This window comes from Nonomuraea sp. NPDC003707 (genome assembly GCF_053587055.1).
This window is the reverse complement of sequence record NZ_JBSFNK010000005.1, coordinates 15007-34845: the sequence shown is the minus strand read 5'-3', so window position 1 is coordinate 34845 and position 19839 is coordinate 15007. Positions and strand designations below refer to the sequence as shown.

The following is a 19839-nucleotide window of genomic DNA, read 5'->3' as shown; positions in this document are numbered from 1 at the left end:
GGTCATTTTCTCCCGGCGAAGGCCGTGGCCACTCCCAGTCCCAGGTAGACGAAGCCGCTGACGTACCGGAGGGTCCTGGCCCGGGTGGTGAGCCGGGTGCCGAGGGCGCCGGCGGTGCAGGCGTACACGACGTCGGAGATCAGCCCCAGGAGCAGCAGCGTCAGGCCGAACAGCACCACCTGGAGCGCGGGCGAGCCCGCCTCCGGGCGCACGAACTGCGGCAGGAACGCCAGGAAGAACAGCGCCACCTTGGGGTTCAGCACGTTGACCAGCACGCCTTCGAGGAAGACCTTGCGCAGCGGCTGGGGCGGCGGCGCCACGCCCTCCGTCTCCTTGCCGGTGAACGCGCGGATGCCGAGATAGACGAGGTACGCGACGCCGGCCCACTTGACGACCGCGAACAGCGTCGCCGACTGCGAGATCACGTACGACAGGCCCGCGGCGGCGGCCGCGATGTGCACGAGCGTGCCGGTCTCCACGCCGAACGCGCTGGCCAGGCCCGCCGCCCTGCCCTGGGCGAGGCCCCTGGCGGTGATGTAGAGGTGGTTCGGGCCGGGGATGAGCACCAGGGCGAGCGAGGCCGTGATGAAGAGGGCGAAAGTCGTTGGCTGAATCACGAAACAGCAGCGTAAAATGCCTTTGGTATGCAGATGAGGGCCAATCTTGCTTGGGTTTCCTGGACCAATAAGTTGTCGGCACGGCGTGGCATAGTTTCTGGCGTGAACGGTCTTCTCGTCGGGCGCTCTACAGAGTTGTCCGGACTTGTGCGGGTGCTGCAGTCGGCAGCCGAGGGCACGGCCGGGGTGGCGCTCGTCGGCGGAGACGCGGGCATCGGCAAGACCCGGCTGATCTCGGAGCTGGTGTCCGAGGCCCGCGAGCGCGGTTTCCACGTGCTGGTCGGCCAGTGCGCCGAGCTGGGCGACGCGCTGCCCTACCTGCCGCTGGCCGACGCGCTGCGCGGCGCTGAGCCGGCCGTGCGCGAGGCCGCCGCCGCCCATCCCATGCTGGGCCAGCTGCTGCCGGGTGTGGAGAGCGCCCCTTCGGCGGGGCTCACGCAGCAGCGGCTGTTCGGCTCGCTGCTGGGGCTGCTGGCCGACGTGCAGCCGGTGCTGTTCGTGATCGAGGACCTGCACTGGGCCGACCGGTCCACCCGTGACCTGCTGGTCTTCCTCAGCCGCATGGTGCAGAGCGAGCGGGTCTGCGTGGTCGGCACCTACCGCACCGACGACCTCCACCGCCGCCACCCGCTCCGGTCCGTACTGGCCGAGCTGCGGCGGCTGCCCACGGTGATGGGCGTCGAGCTGGGGCCGCTGGGCTCCGGTGACATGTCCGACTATGTCACCACTATGGGTGAGGTGGGCGCTCAGGAGCTCGGCCTCATCGTGGCCCGCGCCGACGGCAACCCGTTCTACGCCGAGGAGCTGTTCGCGGCGATGGCCGAGGGCGACAGCCTGCCCGACGGGCTGGCCAGCCTGCTGATGTCCAGGGTCGAGCTGCTGTCGGAGGCCGGGCAGCGGGTGCTGCGGGCCGCCGCCGTGGCGGGCCGTCGGGTGGAGGACGAGCTGCTGCGGGAGGTTTCGGGGCTGCCGCTGGCGGAGTTCGAGGAGGCGGTCAGGGAGATCGTCTCGCGCGGGCTGCTCAGGGTCGACGGCTACGGCTACACCTTCCGCCACGCCCTGCTGCAGGAGGTGGTCTACACCGATCTGCTGCCCGGCGAGCGCACGCGGCTGCACGCCGCCTTCGCCAAGCTGCTGACCTCACCCGCCGAGCTGGCCCACCACTACCTCGCCGGTCATGACCTGGCAGGGGCGCTGGCGGCATCCGCCGAGGCGGGGCGCCTGGCCGAGCGGCTCGGGGCTCCGGCCGAGGCGCACAGCCACTACGACCAGGTGCTCGGCCTGTGGGAACGGGTCGAGGGCGCGGCGGAGCTGGCCGGGGAGGGCCGGTTCGCGCTGGCGCTGCGCAGCGCCGTGTCGGCGGCCGACAGCGGCGACAAGCATCGTGCGATCACCCAGCTCAAGGCCCTGCCGCAGACGTCCGAGGTCAGCGAACGCCTGGCCTACTACCTCTACGAAGCCGACGACCAGCCGGGCGCCATCGCGACGGCGGAGCGCGCGGTGGAGAGCGCCGAGGATCAGCCCGCGCTCGCCCGCGCCCTGGCCACCTATGCCCGCACCCTGCTGTGGAGCACCCGCCACCGCGAGGTCGAGGCCCTGACCGCGCGGGCGCTGGAGACCGCGCGCGCGTCCGGTGCCAGGGACGCCGAGGTGGGCGCCCTCCTCACGCTGGCCGCCTACGTGGAGCACCAGGGCGACGTGGCCAGGGCTCACGAGCTGGTCGAGAGCGCCTCCGCCGAGGGCTCCGGCGACCTGGCGATGGACCTGCGCGCCCATTTCCAGCACGCCCGCATCCACTACGAGCAGGGACTGCTGGCCAAGGCCGCCGAGGTGGCCGACGCCGGCGTCCGCGTGGCGACCGAGACCGGGCTCAGGTGGAGCACCTACGGCACCGACCTGCGCTTCCTGCGGTTCCTGATCCACTACGTGGCCGGTGAGTGGGACCAGGCCGAGGCGGTCGCGTCCGGCTTCGGCACCCGGGTGGGCACGCTGCCGGAGGCGACGCTGTCGTCGTTCGCGCTGTTCATCGAGGTGGCGCGGGATCTGCCCGCGGTCGAGGCGCGGCTGAGCTGGGTGCGGCCGTTCTGGTACGACGAGCTGGCCGGATACATCTCCCGTGGCCTGGCCGCCGAGCACGCGCTCTGGCACGGCGACCCCGCGGCGGCGCTCGACCACGTGCGGGCGGTCCTGGCGCCGATGGTCGACGGCTACGCGTGGATCCTGCGGCTGGCCGCCATCGGGCTGTGGGCGCTGGCCGAGCTCGGCACCACCGAGGGCGCCGACGAGCTGCGCGCCCGCGCCCGCCTCGTCGTCGAGTCCGGGCCCACCGGCGAGCCCGGCCACCTGGGGCCCGAGGGGCTGGCCTGGGCGGTGCGGGTGGAGGCCGAGTGGCATCGCGTGCACGGGCGGCTCGACGTGGAGCTGTGGCGCCGGGTCGTGGAGGCGTTCGACTTCGGGTTCGTCTACGAGGTGGCGCGGGCCCGCTGGCGGCTGGCCGAGGCGCTGCTGGCGGCCGGCGACCGGGAGGCGGCGCAGGCGGAGTGGGCCCTGGCGCGGGAGACGGCGGAGCGGCTGCGGGCCACGCCGCTGGCCAACGCGCTGCAGGAGTTCGGGCGGCGGGCCCGGTTCGTGCCCGCCGGCGGGCACGGCGGCGGCCAGGGCGACGGCGGGCTGACGGCCCGGGAGACGGAGGTGCTGCGGCTGGTCGCCGAGGGCCTGACCAACCGGGAGATCGGGGAACGGCTGTTCATCGCGCAGAAGACGGTCAGCGTGCACGTGTCCAACATCCTGGGGAAGCTGGAGGTCTCCACCCGCACGCAGGCGGCCGCGGCCGGACGGCGGCTGGGGCTGCTGGCTTAGCGCGGGGTCAGGCGGGCCGGGTGAGGTGCTCGATGAGCAGGTCGATCCTGGCTTCCTGATGCTCGGCCGGGATCCGCCGGTCGTGGGCCAGGGTGGCCAGGCCGTGCAGGGAGGCCCACACCACCTCGGCGAAGACGCCGGGATGGTGCTCACCGGCCACCGGCTCCAGTGCGAGCACGAACTCCCCGAACGCCGCCCGCAGCTCCTCCGGCGTCTCGTCGGTGGCGAAGGGGATGGCGACGGGCATGACGAACATGGCCTCGTACAGGGCGCTGTGGGTGCGGGCGAAGCCGAGGTAGGCCGTCGCCACCCGGCGCAGCACCGCCTGGGGGTCGCCGCCCGCCGTTCGCGCCGCCCGGAGCTTGTTCGCCAGCTCCACGAACCCCTCGATCGCCACCTCCCGCACGATGGCGTCCTTGCCCTTGAAGTGGCTGTAGAGCACCGGCTGGCTGTATTCGACGCGCTCCGACAGGCGCCGGGTCGTCACGGCGTCCCATCCCTCGGACTCGGCCAGTTCGCGGGCGGCGGTGATGATCAGCTGGTGGCGCTGCGCGCGTTCGCGTGCTCGGCGGGCGGCTATCGACATACCTCGCACGCTAGCATGACTAGCAGTCCTAGCGTTGCTCCAGTCAGCTGGTGATGGTCAGGTCGCGGAAGAGGAAGTAGCTCGCGATGTCGCTCTGCAGGTACTGGTGGTAGTACGTGGCCATGGGCTTGGCGGCCTTGTCCGCGGTGAGGACCGTGATGACCACGTACTTCTTGGACGCGCCCGAGCGCATCTTGCCGTAGGCGTAGCTCTTGAGCGTCCTGTCCGTGCGCCACTTGACCGCGTCCGAGGTGAGCGACGCCAGGCGCGTGGCCATGGTCTTGGCGGCACCCTCGCTGGGGAAGGACAGCAGGAGCTGGACCGCCTTGATGTGCCCGCCGTTCGCCGAGTACGCGAGCTGGACGGCGCGCTGACAGTTGTTCTTGGCCAGCACGCCCTGGCCGTCCACCGGGTCGCAGCTGTCGTACGTCCAGCCGGCGACCTTCTTGGCCTGGAGCTTCACGTCTCCCAGCTTGAAGTCCCAGTCCTCGAACTCGTCGTCGGTGAGCGGCGAGCCGGGATCCACCCGCTTCGAGGTGCTGGAGCTGGTGTCGCTGGGGGCCGGGGTGGGCTCGGCGGGCTCGGAGGTGGGCGGGTCCGACGGGGCGGCCGACGGCGGGTCGGACTGCGGTGCCGTCGTGGTCGTGGGGACCGGGTCGGCGGTCGGCAGCGCGACGGGCGATTTCTGGCCGGAGTCGCGCATGTAGAGGAACGCGACGACCCCGCCGCCGAGCAGGAGGACCGAGACCAGGCCCACGACCAGGCCGATGACCAGGGCGTTGGTGCCCTTCTGCGGCGGAGCCGGGGGCAGTGGCGGGCCCGGGACGGGGCCTGGGGCCGGGAGCAGCAGCGTGCCTTGGGGCCCGGTCGGGTTGCCGTACGGCGGCCCGCCCGATCCCGGCGGCTGCCCCTGCCCGGCCCCGTAGCCACCTTGCCCACTCGGCGGCCCGTACCCGGGCGGCGGGACCCCCTGCCCACTCGGCGGCCCGTACCCGGGCGGCGGGACCCCCTGCCCACTCGGCGGGCCGTACCCGGGCTGCGAGGCCCCCTGCCCAGGAGTGGGCCCGTATCCGGGTGGCGGGGCGCCCTGCCCGGGTGGGGCCGGGTAGCCGGGTTGGCCGTATCCCGGTTGGCTCTGGCCGTAGCCGGGCTGCGGAGGGCCGCCTTGGCCGGGTGGCGGGCCGTACCCCTGCGGCGCTCCTTGCGCGCCCCACGGGCCTTCCGGCTGGGGCTGGGGCGGGGGAGGCTGCGGAGGGTATGCCATTGCTCCATTGTGGGGTAGCTGATCCCCATCTGCCCCAGCCACCCCCCAAATCTCAGGAGGCCGTACGCGCCTCTTCGCCCACCTGGCGGCGGTATTTCCCGGGCGCCAGCCCGTGCTGCCGCTTGAACGCGTTCCCGAACGCGAACTCCGACCCGTACCCGACCCGCTGCGCCACCTCCGCCACCGAGACGTCGGACTCGCGCAGGATGCGGGCCGCCGTGGCCAGGCGCCACCACGTGAGGTATGCCAGCGGCGGCTGCCCGACGAGGGAGGTGAAGCGGCGGGCGAAGCCGGCGCGCGAGAGCCCGGCGTGGGCGCCGAGCGACTCGACCGTCCAGTGGTGGGCGGGGGCGCGGTGGATGGCGTCCAGCGCGCGGCCGATGGCCGGGTCGGCCAGCGCGGCGGCCCAGCCCGACTCCCTGCACGCGTCGGATTCCAGGTCGAACCAGGCGCGCAGGATGTAGAGCTGGAGGACGTCGAGCAGGGATGTGACGACGGTGTCGGCGCCCGGCCGGGGGTTGTCGATCTCGCCGGCGAGCAGTTCGACGGCGGCCCGGAGCTCGGGGTGGTGGCCGAGCGTGGTCGGCAGGTGGATCACGTCGGGCAGCGCGTTCAGGATCGGGTGGGTCCTGGTGGGGTCGAGCTGGTAGCCGCAGCAGAGGGTGACCGTCTCGGCCCCGTCGCCGCCCTCGATGGTCGAGGCGAACAGCTCGGCCTCCAGGTACGGGTCGCAGACCGGCGCGGCGAGCGGCGTACCGGGAGTGTCGGCCAGGCCGTACCCGTCGCCGTGCGGGAAGAAGACCACGTCGCCCACGCTCAGCGGCATGGGCTCGCCGCCGGGCGGGATGAGCCAGCAGGACCCGCGCAGCACTATCTGGAAGCCGGCGGACCCCGGCACCTTCGGGAACTCCTTGCCCCAGGGGGCCCGCCAGGAGATGCGCACGGAGGTCGGGCGGCCGGTACGCATGAGGGCGACGACGTCGCTCAGCACATCCATGTCACTAGTCTAAGGCCGGAGACTCTCGCGTATAAAAAGTAGTGTTTGAAGCATTGGATATCTCAATCTCGGCTCCTACTGTTGGTCAGGCATTTCCTGACTCGCTGAGAGGACCGATTGACATGATCAAGGTTGGCATCATCATGGGGAGCACCCGCCCCGGCCGCAACGCCGAGGCGGTGGCGCAGTGGGTCCACGAGCTGGCGGCCAAGCGCGGCGACGCCGAGTACGAGCTGGTGGACCTGAAGGACTACGCCCTGGGCAACCTGGACGAGCCGCAGCACCCCGCCGCGGGGAACTACGCGCACGAGCACACCAAGCAGTGGGCGGCGAAGATCGCATCCTTCGACCCGTTCGTCTTCGTGACGCCCGAGTACAACCACTCGATCCCGGGCTCGCTGAAGAACGCCATCGACTTCCTGTATGCGGAGTGGACCAACAAGGCGGCCGGTTTCGTGGGTTGCGGGGTGGGCGGCGCGGTCCAGGCCGTCGGGCACCTGCGCGACGTCCTCTCCAATGTCGGCGTGGCCACTGTGCAGCAGCAGGTCGCGCTCTCGATCTTCACGGACTTCGAGAACATGACCGCGTTCAAGCCCGCCGCCGTGCACGAGGACAAGCTCGGCGTCATGCTCGACCAGGTCCTCGCCTGGGGCGGCGCCCTCCGCCCGCTGCGGGCGGCCTGACCACGCATCCGCGATCGCGCCCGGCTCTCGGTGGTACGGCTACGGCCCGGCGAACTCGCCGACCACCGACGAGCCACCGCACCCCGGCACTCGCGGTTCGAGAGGGCTGGGGTGGCGGGGTGGGCCAAGTGCCGGGAGCCGCCCCCGGCGCTACGCCGGAAGCCGACTCGGGGGATGGCGGCGTAGGGGCGGCGCCATGGGGATGGCTGCGCCGGGGGCGATGGCGGTGTCGGGGTGATGGTGCGGATGGCGGCGCGGGAGTGACGGTGTCGCGGAGTGGTAGCGGGGATGGCGGCGGCGCCGGGGCATGGTATGGCTGGGCGCCTGGCTTCGCGGTCCCCGAGGGGGCGGGGAGGCGCTGGTCGCCGCGCTCGGGGAGGGCCACGGCACGGTGCGGCGGGCTGCGGCGACCGGGCTAAGGGAGCTGGCGGAGGTGCTGCGCCAACCCTCGCTGGGCGTGGCCCTGACGGGGTGCCTGACCGGCGCGGACGCGGTCGTCCGGGCCGCCGCGCTCGACGTGCTGCGGCTCGGCGGCCAGGCGGCGTTTGGGCCATCGCGCTCGACGTGCTGCGCGCGCTGCCGCTCGGCGACCGGGAGGCGTTCGGGCTATTGCGCTTGACGTGCTGTGCGCGCCGCGGCTCGGCGGCCGGGAGGCGTTCGCGGCGGGGATCGGCGACCCCGACCGCCGGGTGCGCATCGAGGCGATCCGCGGGCTGGTCTCGCTCGACGAGGCCGCCTTGGTGGCCACGGCCGTCGCCGACCCGTCGCGCGAGGTGCGCGTATGGGTGGCGAAGGGCCTCGGCCTCATCGGCAGATCGACAGGGTCGCTGGCGGTGCTCGCGGACGATGCCGACCCGCTGGTCAGGGCCGCCGCGCTGGAGGCGTCCGGCGCCGCGGGCGCCCCGCTGGAGTCACGGGCCGTCAAGGGGCTGGAGGACCCCGACTGGCAGGTACGCGTGGGCGCGGCCCGCTGCCTGGCCGCCGCCGACCCGGCCACGGCGATCGAAGCGCTGGTCGCGGCCCTCTCCGACGCCAACCAGGACGTACGCAAGGCCTCCGTGCTCGCCCTCACCCCCTGGGCGACCACCTCCGAAGCGGCCGCCGGACTGCGCACCGTCATTGACGATCCGGACGCCGACGTACGGGCTTACACACGAAGAGCGCTCCATGACTTGACTCGATCTTGAAACTCATAAATCCTTAACCCTACTTGGATAGTAGGAAAGATAGGGAAAGGGGCGGTTGTGCGAGCGCTCATCCTGCTCGGGCTGGTCGGTTTCGCGGCCCAGCTCGTCGACGGAAGCCTGGGCATGGCCTACGGCGTCACGTCGACCACGCTTCTGCTGGCCATCGGCACCAATGCGGCGGCCGCCTCGGCGACCGTCCACCTCGCGGAAATCGGCACCACGCTCGCCTCGGGCATCTCCCACTGGCGCTTCGGCAACGTCGACTGGAAGGTCGTCGCCAAGATCGGCATCCCGGGAGCGATCGGCGCCTTCGCCGGCGCGACGTTCCTGTCCAGTCTCTCGACCGAGGTAGCCGCCCCGGTCATGTCGCTCATCCTGCTCACGCTGGGCGTCTACATCCTCATCCGCTTCACCGCCTTCGGGCTGCCGCGCGGCAACCTGGGCAAGCCGCTGCGCAGGCGCTTCCTCGCCCCCCTCGGCCTGGTGGCCGGCTTCGTGGACGCCACCGGCGGTGGCGGCTGGGGCCCCGTCGGCACCCCCGCCATCCTGGCCAGCGGCCGCCTGGCCCCGCGCAAGGTGGTCGGCTCGGTCGACGCGAGCGAGTTCCTCGTCGCCATCGCCGCCAGCCTCGGCTTCTTCGTCGGCATCGGCTCCGAGAACATCGACTTCGCCTGGGTGGCCGTGCTGCTGCTCGGCGGCGTCATCGCCGCGCCGATCGCCGCCTGGCTCGTCCGGCACATCCCGCCGCGCATCCTCGGCTCGGCCGTGGGCGGCGTCATCGTGCTGACCAACGTCCGCAGCCTGCTGCGCAGTGACTGGATCAAGGCCTCCGGCGGCGTCCAGGCGGTCGCGTACATCGTCATCGCCGTCATCTGGGTGGCCGCCATCGCCTGGTCGGTCCGCGAGTACCGCCGCGACAAGGCCAACGAGTCGGTCGAGGCGGTCGAGTCCGAGCTGCAGGCCCGTGCGACGGCAGAGGAGGAGACGGCCTCCGCCTGAGGCCCGCGCGCGCAGGCTCGGCTTCCCGTGGGGGAGCCGAGCCCGACGCATTGATGCCTATGAGAATCTCTGCCCGTACCCAGTACGCGCTCGGCGCCATGCTCGCCCTGGCCGTGGCGGACGGCCCGGTGCACGCGGAATGGATCGCCGCCAGCCAGGAAATCCCGCGCCGCTTCTGCGACAACATCCTGCTCCAGCTCCGCAGGGCCGGCCTCATCAACAGCCAGCGCGGCCCCGACGGGGGCTACTGGCTCGCCCGCCCGGCCAAGGAGATCGCCCTGGCCGACATCATCCGCGTCACCGAAGGGGTGGAGCAGGCGACCCGTCCCTTCCCGAAGGCCGCCGCGCCGCTGGCCGCGATCTGGGCCCAGCTGCGCAGCCACGAGGACGCGCTGCTGGGCGAGATCACCCTCGCCGACGTCGTGGACCCCGCCGAGCCCGCATAGCACTCCTGAGGCGGGCATGCCCGGGTGCGTTATCTCTATTTCCTGCTTTATAGGTAGGTTATAGTGGTTTACGCCGATGGCTCCCGTACAACGAAGGGCAGATCTCCCATGTCATCCTCCAGACTGCGCACCACAGCCGTGGCGAGCACCGCGATGCTCGCCGTCGTGGGGCTTCTCGGCGCCTGTGGCGGTGGCGGAGCTGCCCAGACGGCGAAGAGCGGCGGGCAGCCCGTCTTCGGCGGCACGCTCACCTACCTCGAGCACCAGCCCCCGACCTGCCTCTACCTGCCGGCGGCCGGGTTCTATCCCAACGGCGGCATCCTCAACCAGATCACCGACAAGCTCACCTGGCAGAACCCGAAGACGCTCGAGATCGAGCCGTGGATCGCCAGCAAGTGGGAGGTCGACAAGGACGCCACCGAATACACGTTCCACCTGCGCGACGGCGTGACGTTCAGCGACGGCAGCCCGCTGGACGCCTCCGCCGTGGCGGCCAACTTCGACGTGTACGGCCTGGGCGACGAGAAGCTCAAGCTGCCCGTCGCCGAGTTCGTCAACAACTACCAGCGCAGCGAGGTCGTCGACCCGCTGACCGTGCGCTTCCACTTCGACAAGCCGTCGCCCGGCTTCCTCCAGGGCACCTCGGTCATCGGCGCCGGGCTGGTGTCCAAGAAGACGATCTCGCTGCCGTACGAGCAGCAGTGCCAGCTCAAGAACATCGTCGGCTCCGGCCCCTTCACGCTGAAGAACCAGGTCGTCGACAAGGAGGTGGACCTGGTCGCGCGCAAGGACTACAACTGGGCGCCGCCGTCGTCGAAGCACCAGGGCCGCGCGTACCTGGACGAAATCAAGATCATCGTGACGCCCGAGGACAACGTGCGCGTCGGCGCCCTCACCTCCGGCCAGGCCGACTTCGTCAGGTACGTCCAGGCGTACGACGAGAAGACCGTCAAGGACGCGGGCTTCCAGATCTACGCCGAGCCCACGCGAGGCGTCAACAACGGCCTCTACCTGCGGCCGCGCAACAGCATCCTGAAAGACGTCAAGGTCCGCAAGGCGCTCCAGGCCGGCACGAACGCCAAGGAGGTCGTCGACACCCTCTTCACCGCGAGCTACCCGCCGGCCACCTCGGTGCTCAGCCACCTGGCGCAGGGCTACGTGGACCTGTCGAAGGACCTCGCCTACGACCCCGACAAGGCCAACCGGCTCCTCGACGAGGCGGGCTGGGCCAGAGGCGCCGACGGCACCCGGGCGAAGGACGGAGTGCCGCTGCAACTCGGCGTGTTCGTCTCCGGCCCGCAGCCGCTGTCGAAGCAGACGCTCGAACTCGTCGGCCAGCAGTGGGCCAAGCTCGGCGTGAAGCTGGAGATCCGCCCCGCCGACGCGGGCACCCAGGCCGTGGACATCAAGAACGCCGAGAAGACCGCCGTCCAGCACGGCATGGTCGGGCGCGCCGACCAGGACGTGATCAAGAGCCACTTCCACAGCAAGAACCGCGACGTCATCCTGTCCGACGACGCCAAGCTGGACAAGCTGCTGGAGGAGGAGTCGGCCGAGCCCGACGTCGCCAAGCGCAACGCCAAGGTCGCCGAGATCCAGCGATACGTGCTCGACCAGGGCTACGCGATCCCGCTCTTCGAGGAGCCGCAGGTCTACGGCGGGGCGCCGTACGTCCAGGGGGTGGCCTTCGAGGCGGTCGCCAGGCCGTGGTTCTACTCGGTGTGGAAGTCGCAGCAGTGACCAGGTACCTGCTCGGCCGGGTCGGGCAGGCGGCGCTCGTGCTCTGGATCGCCTTCACGGCGAGCTACGTGCTGCTGCAGCTGCTGCCCGGCGACTCGATCCTGATCAAGTTCCAGAACCCCGAGCTGGGCCTGTCACCGCAGCAGATCGCCGAGATCCGGGCCTATTACGGCGCCGGCGACCCGCCGCTCCTCGACTACCTGAACACCCTGCTCGGCTTCCTGCGCGGCTCGTTCGGCTACTCGATCGACACCGGCACGCCGGTCGTCGAGCGGCTGGGGGAGGCGCTGCCGGAGACGGCGAAGCTGGCCTCGGCCGCGTTCGCGCTGGCGGTGCTGATCGCCGTGCTGATCGCGTTCGCGGCCGGCTACAGCAGGACCTCCTGGATCAGGAACGCGCTGCTGTCGGTGCCGTCGGTGTTCGTGTCCGTCCCGGCGTTCTGGCTGGGCATCCTGCTCATCCAGGTGTTCTCGTTCCGGCTCAGGCTGGTGCCGGTCATCGGCGGCGGGCCGGTGCAGCAACTCATCTTGCCGGTGCTCACGCTGGCCGTGCCCATCTCCGCGCCGATCGCCCAGGTGCTGGCGCGCAGCATGGACCAGGTCTCCACGCAGGCGTTCGTGCCCGTGGTGGCGGCCAAGGGCGCCTCGCGGTGGTGGATCCTGTGGCGGCACGTGGCCCGCAACGCCGTGCTGCCGACCCTGACCGTGGCGGGGCTGACGCTGGGCGAGCTGATCGCCGGGTCGGTCGTGACCGAGACGGTCTTCGGGCGCGGCGGCATCGGACGGCTCACCGAGCAGGCCGTCAACGCGCAGGACACGCCGGTGATGCTGGCCGTCGTGGTGCTCGCGGCGGCCGTGTTCGTGCTGGTCAACCTGGTGGTGGACGTGCTGTTCCCGGTGCTGGACCCGCGGCTCAAGGCGGCCTCGTGAAGCGCAGGGGCGGGCCGGCGCTGGCGTGGGCGGTGATCGGCCTGGCCCTGTTCTGGGCCGTGGTGCCGGGCCTGTTCACCGGGTACGACCCGATCGCGGGCGTCCCGGCCGAGAAGCTGCAGGCGCCGAGCGCGTACCACCTGTTCGGCACCGACGCGGTCGGACGCGACCTGTTCGCGCGGGTGGTGCACGGGTCCGTGCACTCGCTGTCGGGCGCGTTCGTGGCCGTGGCGGTGGGCCTGGTGCTGGGCACGCTGCTCGGGCTGCTGGCCGGGTCCGTCGGCGGGGTGCCGGACGAGGCCGTCATGCGGATCGTGGACGTGCTGCTGTCGGTGCCCGGCCTGCTCCTGGCCCTGACCGTGATCATCCTGCTCGGGCCCGGCACCGTGAACGTGGCCATCGCGGTCGGCGTCGGCTCGGTCGCGGCCTTCGCCAGGCTGTCGCGCTCGGAGGTGGTCCGGGTGCGGCGCACCGACTACGTGGAGGCCGCGTTCGGCAGCGGCGGCCGGTTCCCGGCCGTGCTGTGGCGGCACGTGCTGCCCAACTCGCTCGGCCCGGTCATCGCGCTCGCGGCGCTGCAGTTCGGGATGGCCATCCTGGCCATCTCGACGCTCGGCTTCCTCGGGTACGGCGCCGAGCCGCCCACTCCCGAGTGGGGCCTGCTCATCTCCGAGGGACGCAACTACCTGGCGACGTCATGGTGGCTGACCACGCTGCCGGGCGCCGTCGTGGTCGCGGTGGTGCTCGCCGCCGGCCGCATCAGCCGTTCGATCGGGAGGCACGAGTGAGCCTGCTGGAGGTCCGCGACCTGGCCGTCTCCTACGACGGCAGGCGCGCGGTCGAGGGCGTCTCCTTCACCGTGGAGCCCGGCGAGGTCGTCGCCGTCGTCGGCGAGTCGGGATCGGGCAAGTCCACCACCGCGCACGCCGTCATCGGCCTGCTCCCCTCGAACGGCGCCGTGGACGCGGGCCGGATCCTGCTGGGCGACGCCGACCTGGCGTCCTGGTCGTCGAAGCGCATGGAGTCGGTACGCGGCGCGCAGATCGGCCTGATCCCCCAGGACCCGTCCAGCTCGCTGGACCCGGTCAAGACCGTCGGGGCGCAGATCGCCGAGGTGCTGCGCATCCACAGGCGCGGCGACCGGCGGGCGATCCGGAGCCGGGTCGTCGACCTGCTGGCCCGCGTGGGCCTGCCGGACCCCGAGGCGCGGGCCCGCCAGTACCCGCACGAGCTGTCCGGCGGCATGCGCCAGCGCGTGCTCATCGCCATCGCGATCGCGCTCGAACCCCGCCTGATCATCGCCGACGAGCCCACCAGCGCCCTGGACGTCACCGTGCAGCGGCGCATCCTGGACCTCATCGACGACCTGCGCGCGGAGTCCGGCACCGCGCTGCTGCTGGTGACCCACGACCTGGGCGTGGCCGCCGCCCGCTCCGACCGGCTGGTCGTCATGAAGGGCGGCCGGATCGAGGAGCAGGGCCGGACGCCGGAGGTGCTGGCCTCCCCGGCGGCCGACTACACGAAACGCCTGCTGAACGACGCTCCGTCGCTGTCGGCGTCCCCGTTCCGCGACCCCCCTCCCGGGAGCGAGCCCGCGATCGTGGTGCGCGACCTGGTCAAGGAGTTCAAGGGGTTCAGGGCGGTGGACGGGGTCTCGTTCGAGGTGGCCCGCGGCACCACGCACGCGCTCGTGGGCGAGTCCGGCTCGGGCAAGACGACCACGGCCCGGATGGTGGTGCGGTTCGCCGAGCCCACCTCGGGAACGGTCACCATCGCCGGGGCGGGGGAGGGCCGCGGGTTCCGCCGGCACGTGCAACTCGTCCACCAGAACCCGTACGGGTCGCTCGACCCCCGGCAGCCGATCGGCGACATCGTGGAGGAGCCGTTGCGCAACTTCCGGCTGGGGGACCGGGCCGAGCGGCGCGCCCGCGTGCTCGACCTGCTCGACCGGGTCGCGCTGCCGCGGGACGTGCTCACCCGCAGGCCGCGCGAGCTGTCCGGCGGGCAGCGGCAGCGGGTGGCCGTCGCCCGCGCGCTGGCGGCCGGGCCCGAGGTCGTCGTGCTCGACGAGGCCGTCTCCGCCCTCGACGTCACCGTGCAGGCGCAGATCCTCGACCTGCTCGAACAGCTCCAGCGCGACCTGGGGCTGACCTATCTCTTCATCTCGCACGACCTGGCCGTGGTGCGGCAGATCTCGCACACCGTCTCCGTCATGAACAAGGGAAGAATCGTGGAATCAGGAACGACCCGGCAGGTCTTCACCGACCCCCGGCACGAATACACGCGCGAGCTCCTGGCCGCCATCCCGGAGCCCGCGATATGAGGCTCGGCTTCTTCACCCGGCTGCTGGACGACGTTCCCGCGGGCGAGCGCTACCGGCTGGCCACCGAGCAGATCGCGCACGCCGAGGCGTACGGGTTCGACACGGCCTGGGTCGCGCAGCACCACTTCGACGGCGCGGAGGGCGGCCTGCCCGCGCCGCTGGTGTTCCTCGCCCACGTGGCCGCCCGGACCAGCCGCATCAGGCTCGGCACCGGGATCATCACACTCCCGCTGGAGCAGCCGGTGCGGGTGGCCGAGGACACCGCCGTGCTCGACCTGCTCACCGGCGGGCGGCTGGAGGTCGGCGTGGGCAGCGGCGGGACGCCCGCGTCGTTCGCGCCGTTCGGGCACGACAGCGCGGAGCGCTCGGCCGTCTACGCCGAGCACCTGGCGGTGCTGCTCAACGCCTGGTCCGGGGGCGACCTCGGCGGCGGCAACCGGCTCTACCCGCCCGCGCCGAGGCTGCTGGAGGCGGTCTGGCAGGCGACGTTCTCGGTCGGCGGCGGCGTACGCGCCGGGCAGGCGGGCCACGGGCTCATGCTCTCGCGCACGCAGCCCCGCCCGGCCGACGACCCGCAGGCCACGCTGGCCCAGATCCAGCGGCCCATCGTGGACGCCTACCTCGAACACCTGCCGGCCGGCGCGGCCCCGCGGATCATGGCCTCCCGCACCGCGTTCGTGGCCGACAGCCGGGCGGAGGCGCTGCGCTACGCCGAACTCGGGCTCGGGCAGGGGCGGCTGCCGTTCGAGCTGCCGGACAGCGACCTCGACCGGCGCATCGCCGCGTTCGACGTGCACGTGGGCACGCCGCAGGACGTCATCGAGAGCCTCAAGGCCGACCCGACCCTCGAACGGGTCACCGACCTGGTCCTCCAGGTGCACTCGGTGGACCCGCCGCACCCGCTCGTCCTCCGCTCGATCGAGCTGCTGGCGACCGAGGTCGCGCCCGCGCTCGGCTGGGTCCCCTCCACAGAATTGAGCACCACATGATCGCCGATGTCATCGACCACCTGGCGGGCATCCAGCCCGGCTCGTCGCTCGACCGGCTGCGCGCCCGCCGGCCCGCCGCCCGCGAGCACGCCCAGCGCAGCTACGACGCGCTGTTCAGCCCCGAGACGGAGGAGGAGATCACACTCGTCGAGCGGGACGCGGTCGCCGCCTTCGTGGCCGGGCTGCACGACGACCCCGGCATCGCCCGCTTCTACGCCGACCGGCTGGCCGAGCTCTCGCCCGGGCTGCTCGCGGCGGTCGAGTCGGAGGTCTCGGCCGGGGCCACGACCGGGCCGTACGGGGTCTACCCGGGCGAGGGCCCGCTGTCGGTGGAGAGCGACGAGGGGCTGCGCTACCGGGCGCGGCGCCCCGGGGACCTCGGCGTACGGCTCGCCGCCGCGTTCGAGCACGCCCACCTGCTCGTGTTCCGCCCCAGAGAGGCGGGGCGGGAGTCCCTGGACGCGCTGGCCCGGGCGGGCTGGAGCGCCACGGGCGTCGTGACGCTGTCGCAGCTCGTCGCCTTCCTCACCTTCCAGATCCGCGTGGTGGCCGGGCTGCGTCACCTGCAGAACGGAGCGACCTCATGACTCAATTGGCGTTCACGCGGGATCAGCTCGGGTGGGAGCCCTGGCTGACGCCCCTGGAGACGGACGAGCTGACCGACGAGCACTACGAGGCGCTGGTCGACAAGGCCCGCGCGAAGTCGCCGTACTTCCTGCTCCTGGCCAGGGACCCGGCGATCCTGCAGGCCAGGACGAGGACCGACAACGACATCTTCTACAACGCCGACGGCGGGCTGCCGCGGGCCGGGCGCGAGCTGGCCGCGACGGCGACCTCGCGCCGCAACGGGTGCGTGTTCTGCGCCTCGGTGCACGCCCGCTTCGCCGCCCACTACTCCAAGCGGGCCGACGACGTGCAGCGGCTGCTCGACGAAGGGGTCAACGCGCCCCAGGACGGTGAGTGGCAGGCGATCATCGACGCCTCGGTGGCCCTGGCCGCCACCCCGGCCGAGTTCGGCGCGAACCACGTCGAGGCGCTGCGCGCGGCCGGGCTCGACGACCTGGCGATCAGCGACGTCATCCACGCGGCCGCGTTCTTCAACTGGGCCAACCGTCTCATGCTCTCGCTCGGCGAGCCCGTCGAGGAGCCCGCGTCATGACGGCGGAGCTCGACCACCTCGTCTACGCGGTGCCCGACCTGGCCGCGGGTGTCATCGCGTTCGCCGAGGCCGCCGGCGTGACTCCGGCGCCGGGCGGCAGCCACCCGGGCGGAACCGCCAACTACCTGGTCGGCCTGGGCCCCACCGCGTACCTGGAGATCATCGGCCCGGATCCGGCGGCGCCGGGCGCGCGGCCACGCGCGTTCGGCCTGGAGACCCTCACCGCGCCCCGGCTCGCCGGGTGGGCGGTGCGGCCCGACGACATCGACGAGACGGTACGGCGGGCCCGCGCGCTCGGCGTCGACCCCGGCGAGGTCCAGCCGCTCTCGCGCCGCACGCCCGCGGGCACGCTGCTGGAGTGGCGCCTGACCAGGTGGGCCGACCCGGCGGCGATCAACCCGGTGCCGTTCCTCATCGACTGGGGCCGGACGGCGCACCCGGCCGCCTCCGGGCTGCCGCAACTGCGGCTGGCCTCCTTCACCGCCACCCACCCCGACCCCGACGCGCTGCGCCGCGAGCTGGCCGCGATCGACGCGGAGCTGGAGGTCTCGAAGGGGCCGGAAGCGGCGTTGCGGGCGGTGCTGGACACCCCCCGCGGCCTCGTGACCCTGAGCTGACGATCACCCGTGCCCGTCCCCGCGCGGACGGGCACGGGTCCTCCCACGGCTCAGGGCGCCTTGTACTCGGCGGCCTTGCCGCAGTAGCTGATCCCGACCGGGGTGCTGCTGAACCGGCACACCTGCACGACCACACGATCGATGGCCGTGACCCCCGCCGGGTCGGACAGCGCGAAGGCGATCGCGACCTTGGCGTCGTCCGCTTTGACGGCCTCGGAGTCGACGAGGGTGGTGCCCTTGTAGGCGGAGAAGGTGGCCTGCGAGTACATCCCGTCAGGGGCGCACGACGAGATCGGCGCGTCGTCGGCCAGGAAGCCGTCCACCTTGACGAGAGGCGCTTCGGCCCATTCCAGGGTCCCCTCCGTGACCCCGCGCAGGCACTGGTCACCGGAGTCGGCGTGGAAGGGGACCGCGGCCTGGGCCGCGATCGCGGGTTGAGCCGTCAGCAGGCCGGCGGCGAGCACCGCCCCTGACGCGAGCCAAGCACGTAATCGCATGGCGTCGACCTTTCGGGTGATGGATGGTGGTGCCGGGTCAGGCGCCCACGAGAGTGACCAGGACGCGCGAGGGGTCACTCCCGGCGAGGGGGACGGCGAAGACCGCCGTGCGCTCGCGGGCCCCGAAGACGACGAACCGCAGGCCGTCCTCGTCCCAGGTGTCCTGGACGTCGGAGGTGATCTGCGCGGACGCCGAGCAGTACGCGGGGCTTCGGTAGAGCACGTGCAGCGAGGCGCCCAGCGGGACGTGCTCCGACAGTGGCGCGGCGAGCGGGCCGCGCAGCCGTACGCGCAGCTGCCGCAAGGGGGTCAGCCAGTAGCGGTCCAGCTCCGCCGAAAGGGCCATCAGGGCCACGGCCTCCGCCAGGCCGAGCGCCACCAGCGGCGGGCCCGGGTCCGCCGGGACGGCCAGCAGGCTCGCGGCCAGCAGGAGCCCCGCGCGGGCGAAGGCCCGCACGTCCACCGGCTTGGAGTGGGCGCCGAGGCAGCCGCAGGACGCGGCGGGCGCGGCCACGTACGAATAGGTGAGATACGCCAGGAACCCGGCGGAGAGCAGCGCGGCCATCGCGCCCTCCCAGGGCGAGACGGGCGGCAGCAGCAGGACGGCGGCCACCGCGAGCTCGGCCACCCCGACGATCCGGAGCGCCGGGACCGCGCGCGCCGCGCCGACCAGCCGGGCCAGGGCGGTCTGCCCCGCCTGTACCCGCATCCGCCGGCTGAACAGCTTCATCAGGCCTGCCCAGGCGAGGAACAGGGCGATCACGTACGGCTGCGTCGCGGCGATCCCGTGCATGCTCAATGCTCCTTCCTAGTGCGGGGAGAAGACGGTGGCGATGTCGACCTCGTTCGTGTCGGGCCGCCAGGCGCCGAGGATCTGCACGTGCTGGGCGACCCTCAGCATCGACAGGTCCGAGGTGGCCGGCGACTCGGAGTGGATCGCGACCGACTTGCCGGCCACGACGTGGCACAGCACCTCTTTGCCGTTGTGGTCGAGGTGGATGGTCTTGTCGGTGATGTTCTTGATGTGGCCCTTGATGTTGACGATGTTGAGCCAGACCGACTCGGCGGCGAGGGTGCCGTCCGGCATCCGCACGCCGCGGGCGTACAGGCCGTCGCCGGGCTTGGCCGCGTCGAACGCCACGGGGCCGAGTTTCCACAGGCTCGTGCCGTCCACGACCTTGATGTTGTGGATGACCATGTTCGAGCCGAGGACGAGCAGCGTGTTGTCCTTGATCGAACGGATCCGGCCCTCGGCGAAGTTGGGGTCGGGGGCGCCCGGGTCGACGTCGAGCGCGGTGTTGGCGAAGGCCGCCTCGGGGCCGAGCGAGCCCATCGCGCTCGCGGCCACGACCGTGGCGCCGCCGCCGAGCAGGGCGGACCTGAGCATGTCTCTTCTGGTGGTCATCGTCGCCCCCTCACGCCGCGTCGATCGAGCAGGGACGCAGGCCGGTGGAGAGGCTGGCGATCTTGCTGTACGCCGCCGGCGTGAGGTCGATGATCCGGTCGGTGGCGCAGGTCGAGCCGCAGCAGCTGCGCTCGCCGCAGAACAGGTCGGTCTGCGGGCCGCAGTCGGCGATGGAGGTGACGACGCTGACGCCGCTGCACAGGTTGGTGGTGCGGTGCTGGAAACCGCAGGTCCGGCGGGAGAGGTTGAAGCCGCAGGTGTCGGGGTGGGTGATGGCCCAGCAGGCGTCGGAGGTGTTGGGCCAGGCGTGCTGGAGGCTGCCGGAGTTGCAGGTGCCACAGGCGCCCTTGCCTGTGGTGCTGCACGGTCCCCAGGCGGTCCCGCAGCAGAACCAGGAGACCTCTCCTTGGACGGCGGCGTATAAGTCGATGGGGGTCTCGGGGGGCTGGGTGCGCGCCATGCGCGTCCTCCTCGGGTGAGCTCTGGACGGTCTCGGTGGGGGGTCCTGAAACTTTCCGACTCGATCTATGAGTACCATGTAA

The 19839-nt window shown here is 72.2% G+C and carries 22 protein-coding genes; 14 read left to right on the top strand and 8 right to left on the bottom strand.

Translation table 11 applies throughout. The features are described from left to right. Positions 1–2: 2 nt before the first annotated feature. A complete protein-coding gene (locus ACWDRB_RS14130) occupies positions 3–617 on the bottom strand; it encodes a LysE family translocator (protein WP_364244133.1) in 615 nt (204 codons plus the stop codon). A 102-nt stretch (positions 618–719) separates the two neighbouring features. On the opposite strand from ACWDRB_RS14130, the gene ACWDRB_RS14125 reads away from it, so the two are divergent. Beyond that, the gene (locus ACWDRB_RS14125) at positions 720–3476 is read left to right on the top strand and encodes an ATP-binding protein (protein WP_449893809.1); all 2757 of its coding nucleotides are present in this window, start codon (positions 720–722) and stop codon (positions 3474–3476) included. A 7-nt stretch (positions 3477–3483) separates the two neighbouring features. Here the strand turns inward: ACWDRB_RS14125 and ACWDRB_RS14120 are convergent, their stop codons facing one another. From ACWDRB_RS14120 to ACWDRB_RS14110, 3 genes are read right to left on the bottom strand one after another with little or no spacing between them, the layout of a single operon-like run. Further along, on the bottom strand, positions 3484–4062 hold the full coding sequence (locus ACWDRB_RS14120; RefSeq protein WP_449893807.1) for a TetR/AcrR family transcriptional regulator: 579 nt from the start codon (positions 4060–4062) through the stop codon (positions 3484–3486). A gap of 43 nt (positions 4063–4105) precedes the next feature. Beyond that, positions 4106–5326, bottom strand: a complete 1221-nt coding sequence (locus tag ACWDRB_RS14115; RefSeq protein WP_449893805.1) for a hypothetical protein — start codon at positions 5324–5326, stop codon at positions 4106–4108. Positions 5327–5378: 52 nt separating this feature from the next. Continuing rightward, positions 5379–6323 carry an AraC family transcriptional regulator gene (locus ACWDRB_RS14110; RefSeq protein ID WP_449893803.1) on the bottom strand — a complete coding sequence of 315 codons (945 nt, stop codon included), beginning with the start codon at positions 6321–6323 and terminating at the stop codon, positions 5379–5381. A 122-nt stretch (positions 6324–6445) separates the two neighbouring features. Here ACWDRB_RS14110 and ACWDRB_RS14105 point away from each other — a divergent pair, with 122 nt between their 5' ends. The 13 genes from ACWDRB_RS14105 to ACWDRB_RS14045 all read left to right on the top strand — a co-directional run bounded on the left by ACWDRB_RS14105 (position 6446) and on the right by ACWDRB_RS14045 (position 17395). Beyond that, complete coding sequence (locus ACWDRB_RS14105; RefSeq protein ID WP_449893801.1) at positions 6446–7006, top strand: NADPH-dependent FMN reductase; 561 nt, start codon at positions 6446–6448, stop codon at positions 7004–7006. A 307-nt stretch (positions 7007–7313) separates the two neighbouring features. Next, entirely contained in the window at positions 7314–7625 is a 312-nt protein-coding gene (locus ACWDRB_RS14100; protein WP_449893799.1) for a hypothetical protein, read from the top strand. Between the two features lies 1 nt (position 7626). Further along, a complete protein-coding gene (locus tag ACWDRB_RS14095; protein ID WP_449893797.1) occupies positions 7627–8193 on the top strand; it encodes a HEAT repeat domain-containing protein in 567 nt (188 codons plus the stop codon). A 57-nt stretch (positions 8194–8250) separates the two neighbouring features. Further along, the gene (locus tag ACWDRB_RS14090) at positions 8251–9192 is read left to right on the top strand and encodes a sulfite exporter TauE/SafE family protein (protein ID WP_449893795.1); all 942 of its coding nucleotides are present in this window, start codon (positions 8251–8253) and stop codon (positions 9190–9192) included. Between the two features lie 59 nt (positions 9193–9251). Further along, a complete protein-coding gene (locus ACWDRB_RS14085; RefSeq protein ID WP_364244150.1) occupies positions 9252–9638 on the top strand; it encodes an RrF2 family transcriptional regulator in 387 nt (128 codons plus the stop codon). 108 nt (positions 9639–9746) lie between these two features. Beyond that, positions 9747–11378, top strand: coding sequence for a TIGR04028 family ABC transporter substrate-binding protein (locus ACWDRB_RS14080; protein ID WP_449893792.1), 1632 nt, complete (start codon positions 9747–9749; stop codon positions 11376–11378). Continuing rightward, entirely contained in the window at positions 11360–12307 is a 948-nt protein-coding gene (locus ACWDRB_RS14075; protein ID WP_449893790.1) for an ABC transporter permease, read from the top strand. Before ACWDRB_RS14080 ends, ACWDRB_RS14075 begins: the two co-directional genes overlap by 19 nt. Further along, positions 12304–13095 (top strand): ABC transporter permease, encoded by a 792-nt coding sequence (locus ACWDRB_RS14070; protein ID WP_449893787.1) that lies wholly within the window; start codon positions 12304–12306, stop codon positions 13093–13095. The genes ACWDRB_RS14075 and ACWDRB_RS14070 overlap by 4 nt, the downstream gene beginning before the upstream one ends. Beyond that, positions 13092–14630, top strand: a complete 1539-nt coding sequence (locus ACWDRB_RS14065) for a dipeptide ABC transporter ATP-binding protein (RefSeq protein WP_449893785.1) — start codon at positions 13092–13094, stop codon at positions 14628–14630. Before ACWDRB_RS14070 ends, ACWDRB_RS14065 begins: the two co-directional genes overlap by 4 nt. Further along, positions 14627–15619 carry a putative FMN-dependent luciferase-like monooxygenase gene (locus ACWDRB_RS14060; RefSeq protein WP_449893783.1) on the top strand — a complete coding sequence of 331 codons (993 nt, stop codon included), beginning with the start codon at positions 14627–14629 and terminating at the stop codon, positions 15617–15619. Before ACWDRB_RS14065 ends, ACWDRB_RS14060 begins: the two co-directional genes overlap by 4 nt. Next, entirely contained in the window at positions 15616–16206 is a 591-nt protein-coding gene (locus ACWDRB_RS14055) for a CMD domain protein (protein WP_449893781.1), read from the top strand. The genes ACWDRB_RS14060 and ACWDRB_RS14055 overlap by 4 nt, the downstream gene beginning before the upstream one ends. Beyond that, the gene (locus ACWDRB_RS14050) at positions 16203–16778 is read left to right on the top strand and encodes an alkylhydroperoxidase domain protein (RefSeq protein WP_350728545.1); all 576 of its coding nucleotides are present in this window, start codon (positions 16203–16205) and stop codon (positions 16776–16778) included. The genes ACWDRB_RS14055 and ACWDRB_RS14050 overlap by 4 nt, the downstream gene beginning before the upstream one ends. Next, positions 16775–17395, top strand: a complete 621-nt coding sequence (locus tag ACWDRB_RS14045) for a VOC family protein (RefSeq protein ID WP_449893779.1) — start codon at positions 16775–16777, stop codon at positions 17393–17395. Before ACWDRB_RS14050 ends, ACWDRB_RS14045 begins: the two co-directional genes overlap by 4 nt. 50 nt (positions 17396–17445) lie before the next feature. Here ACWDRB_RS14045 and ACWDRB_RS14040 read toward each other — a convergent pair whose 3' ends face one another. From ACWDRB_RS14040 to ACWDRB_RS14025, 4 genes are read right to left on the bottom strand one after another with little or no spacing between them, the layout of a single operon-like run. After that, entirely contained in the window at positions 17446–17892 is a 447-nt protein-coding gene (locus ACWDRB_RS14040; RefSeq protein ID WP_449893777.1) for a hypothetical protein, read from the bottom strand. Between the two features lie 37 nt (positions 17893–17929). Continuing rightward, positions 17930–18685 (bottom strand): MauE/DoxX family redox-associated membrane protein, encoded by a 756-nt coding sequence (locus tag ACWDRB_RS14035; RefSeq protein ID WP_449893775.1) that lies wholly within the window; start codon positions 18683–18685, stop codon positions 17930–17932. A gap of 15 nt (positions 18686–18700) precedes the next feature. Further along, complete coding sequence (locus ACWDRB_RS14030) at positions 18701–19297, bottom strand: cell wall protein (protein WP_350728549.1); 597 nt, start codon at positions 19295–19297, stop codon at positions 18701–18703. Positions 19298–19307: 10 nt separating this feature from the next. Further along, a complete protein-coding gene (locus tag ACWDRB_RS14025; RefSeq protein WP_192790359.1) occupies positions 19308–19757 on the bottom strand; it encodes an RlpA-like double-psi beta-barrel domain-containing protein in 450 nt (149 codons plus the stop codon). Positions 19758–19839 lie beyond the last annotated feature (82 nt).

What these genes read in the sequence shown, in the direction of transcription:
- ACWDRB_RS14030 (WP_350728549.1), bottom strand. Translation starts at nt 19,297, where the DNA reads ATGACCACCAGAAGAGACATGCTCAGGTCCGCCCTGCTCGGCGGCGGC.
- ACWDRB_RS14085 (WP_364244150.1), top strand. Translation starts at nt 9,252, where the DNA reads ATGAGAATCTCTGCCCGTACCCAGTACGCGCTCGGCGCCATGCTCGCC.
- ACWDRB_RS14025 (WP_192790359.1), bottom strand. Translation starts at nt 19,757, where the DNA reads ATGGCGCGCACCCAGCCCCCCGAGACCCCCATCGACTTATACGCCGCC.
- ACWDRB_RS14080 (WP_449893792.1), top strand. Translation starts at nt 9,747, where the DNA reads ATGTCATCCTCCAGACTGCGCACCACAGCCGTGGCGAGCACCGCGATG.
- ACWDRB_RS14105 (WP_449893801.1), top strand. Translation starts at nt 6,446, where the DNA reads ATGATCAAGGTTGGCATCATCATGGGGAGCACCCGCCCCGGCCGCAAC.
- ACWDRB_RS14040 (WP_449893777.1), bottom strand. Translation starts at nt 17,892, where the DNA reads ATGCGATTACGTGCTTGGCTCGCGTCAGGGGCGGTGCTCGCCGCCGGC.
- ACWDRB_RS14115 (WP_449893805.1), bottom strand. Translation starts at nt 5,326, where the DNA reads ATGGCATACCCTCCGCAGCCTCCCCCGCCCCAGCCCCAGCCGGAAGGC.
- ACWDRB_RS14060 (WP_449893783.1), top strand. Translation starts at nt 14,627, where the DNA reads ATGAGGCTCGGCTTCTTCACCCGGCTGCTGGACGACGTTCCCGCGGGC.
- ACWDRB_RS14050 (WP_350728545.1), top strand. Translation starts at nt 16,203, where the DNA reads ATGACTCAATTGGCGTTCACGCGGGATCAGCTCGGGTGGGAGCCCTGG.
- ACWDRB_RS14120 (WP_449893807.1), bottom strand. Translation starts at nt 4,062, where the DNA reads ATGTCGATAGCCGCCCGCCGAGCACGCGAACGCGCGCAGCGCCACCAG.
- ACWDRB_RS14110 (WP_449893803.1), bottom strand. Translation starts at nt 6,323, where the DNA reads ATGGATGTGCTGAGCGACGTCGTCGCCCTCATGCGTACCGGCCGCCCG.
- ACWDRB_RS14035 (WP_449893775.1), bottom strand. Translation starts at nt 18,685, where the DNA reads ATGCACGGGATCGCCGCGACGCAGCCGTACGTGATCGCCCTGTTCCTC.
- ACWDRB_RS14045 (WP_449893779.1), top strand. Translation starts at nt 16,775, where the DNA reads ATGACGGCGGAGCTCGACCACCTCGTCTACGCGGTGCCCGACCTGGCC.
- ACWDRB_RS14100 (WP_449893799.1), top strand. Translation starts at nt 7,314, where the DNA reads ATGGTATGGCTGGGCGCCTGGCTTCGCGGTCCCCGAGGGGGCGGGGAG.
- ACWDRB_RS14055 (WP_449893781.1), top strand. Translation starts at nt 15,616, where the DNA reads ATGATCGCCGATGTCATCGACCACCTGGCGGGCATCCAGCCCGGCTCG.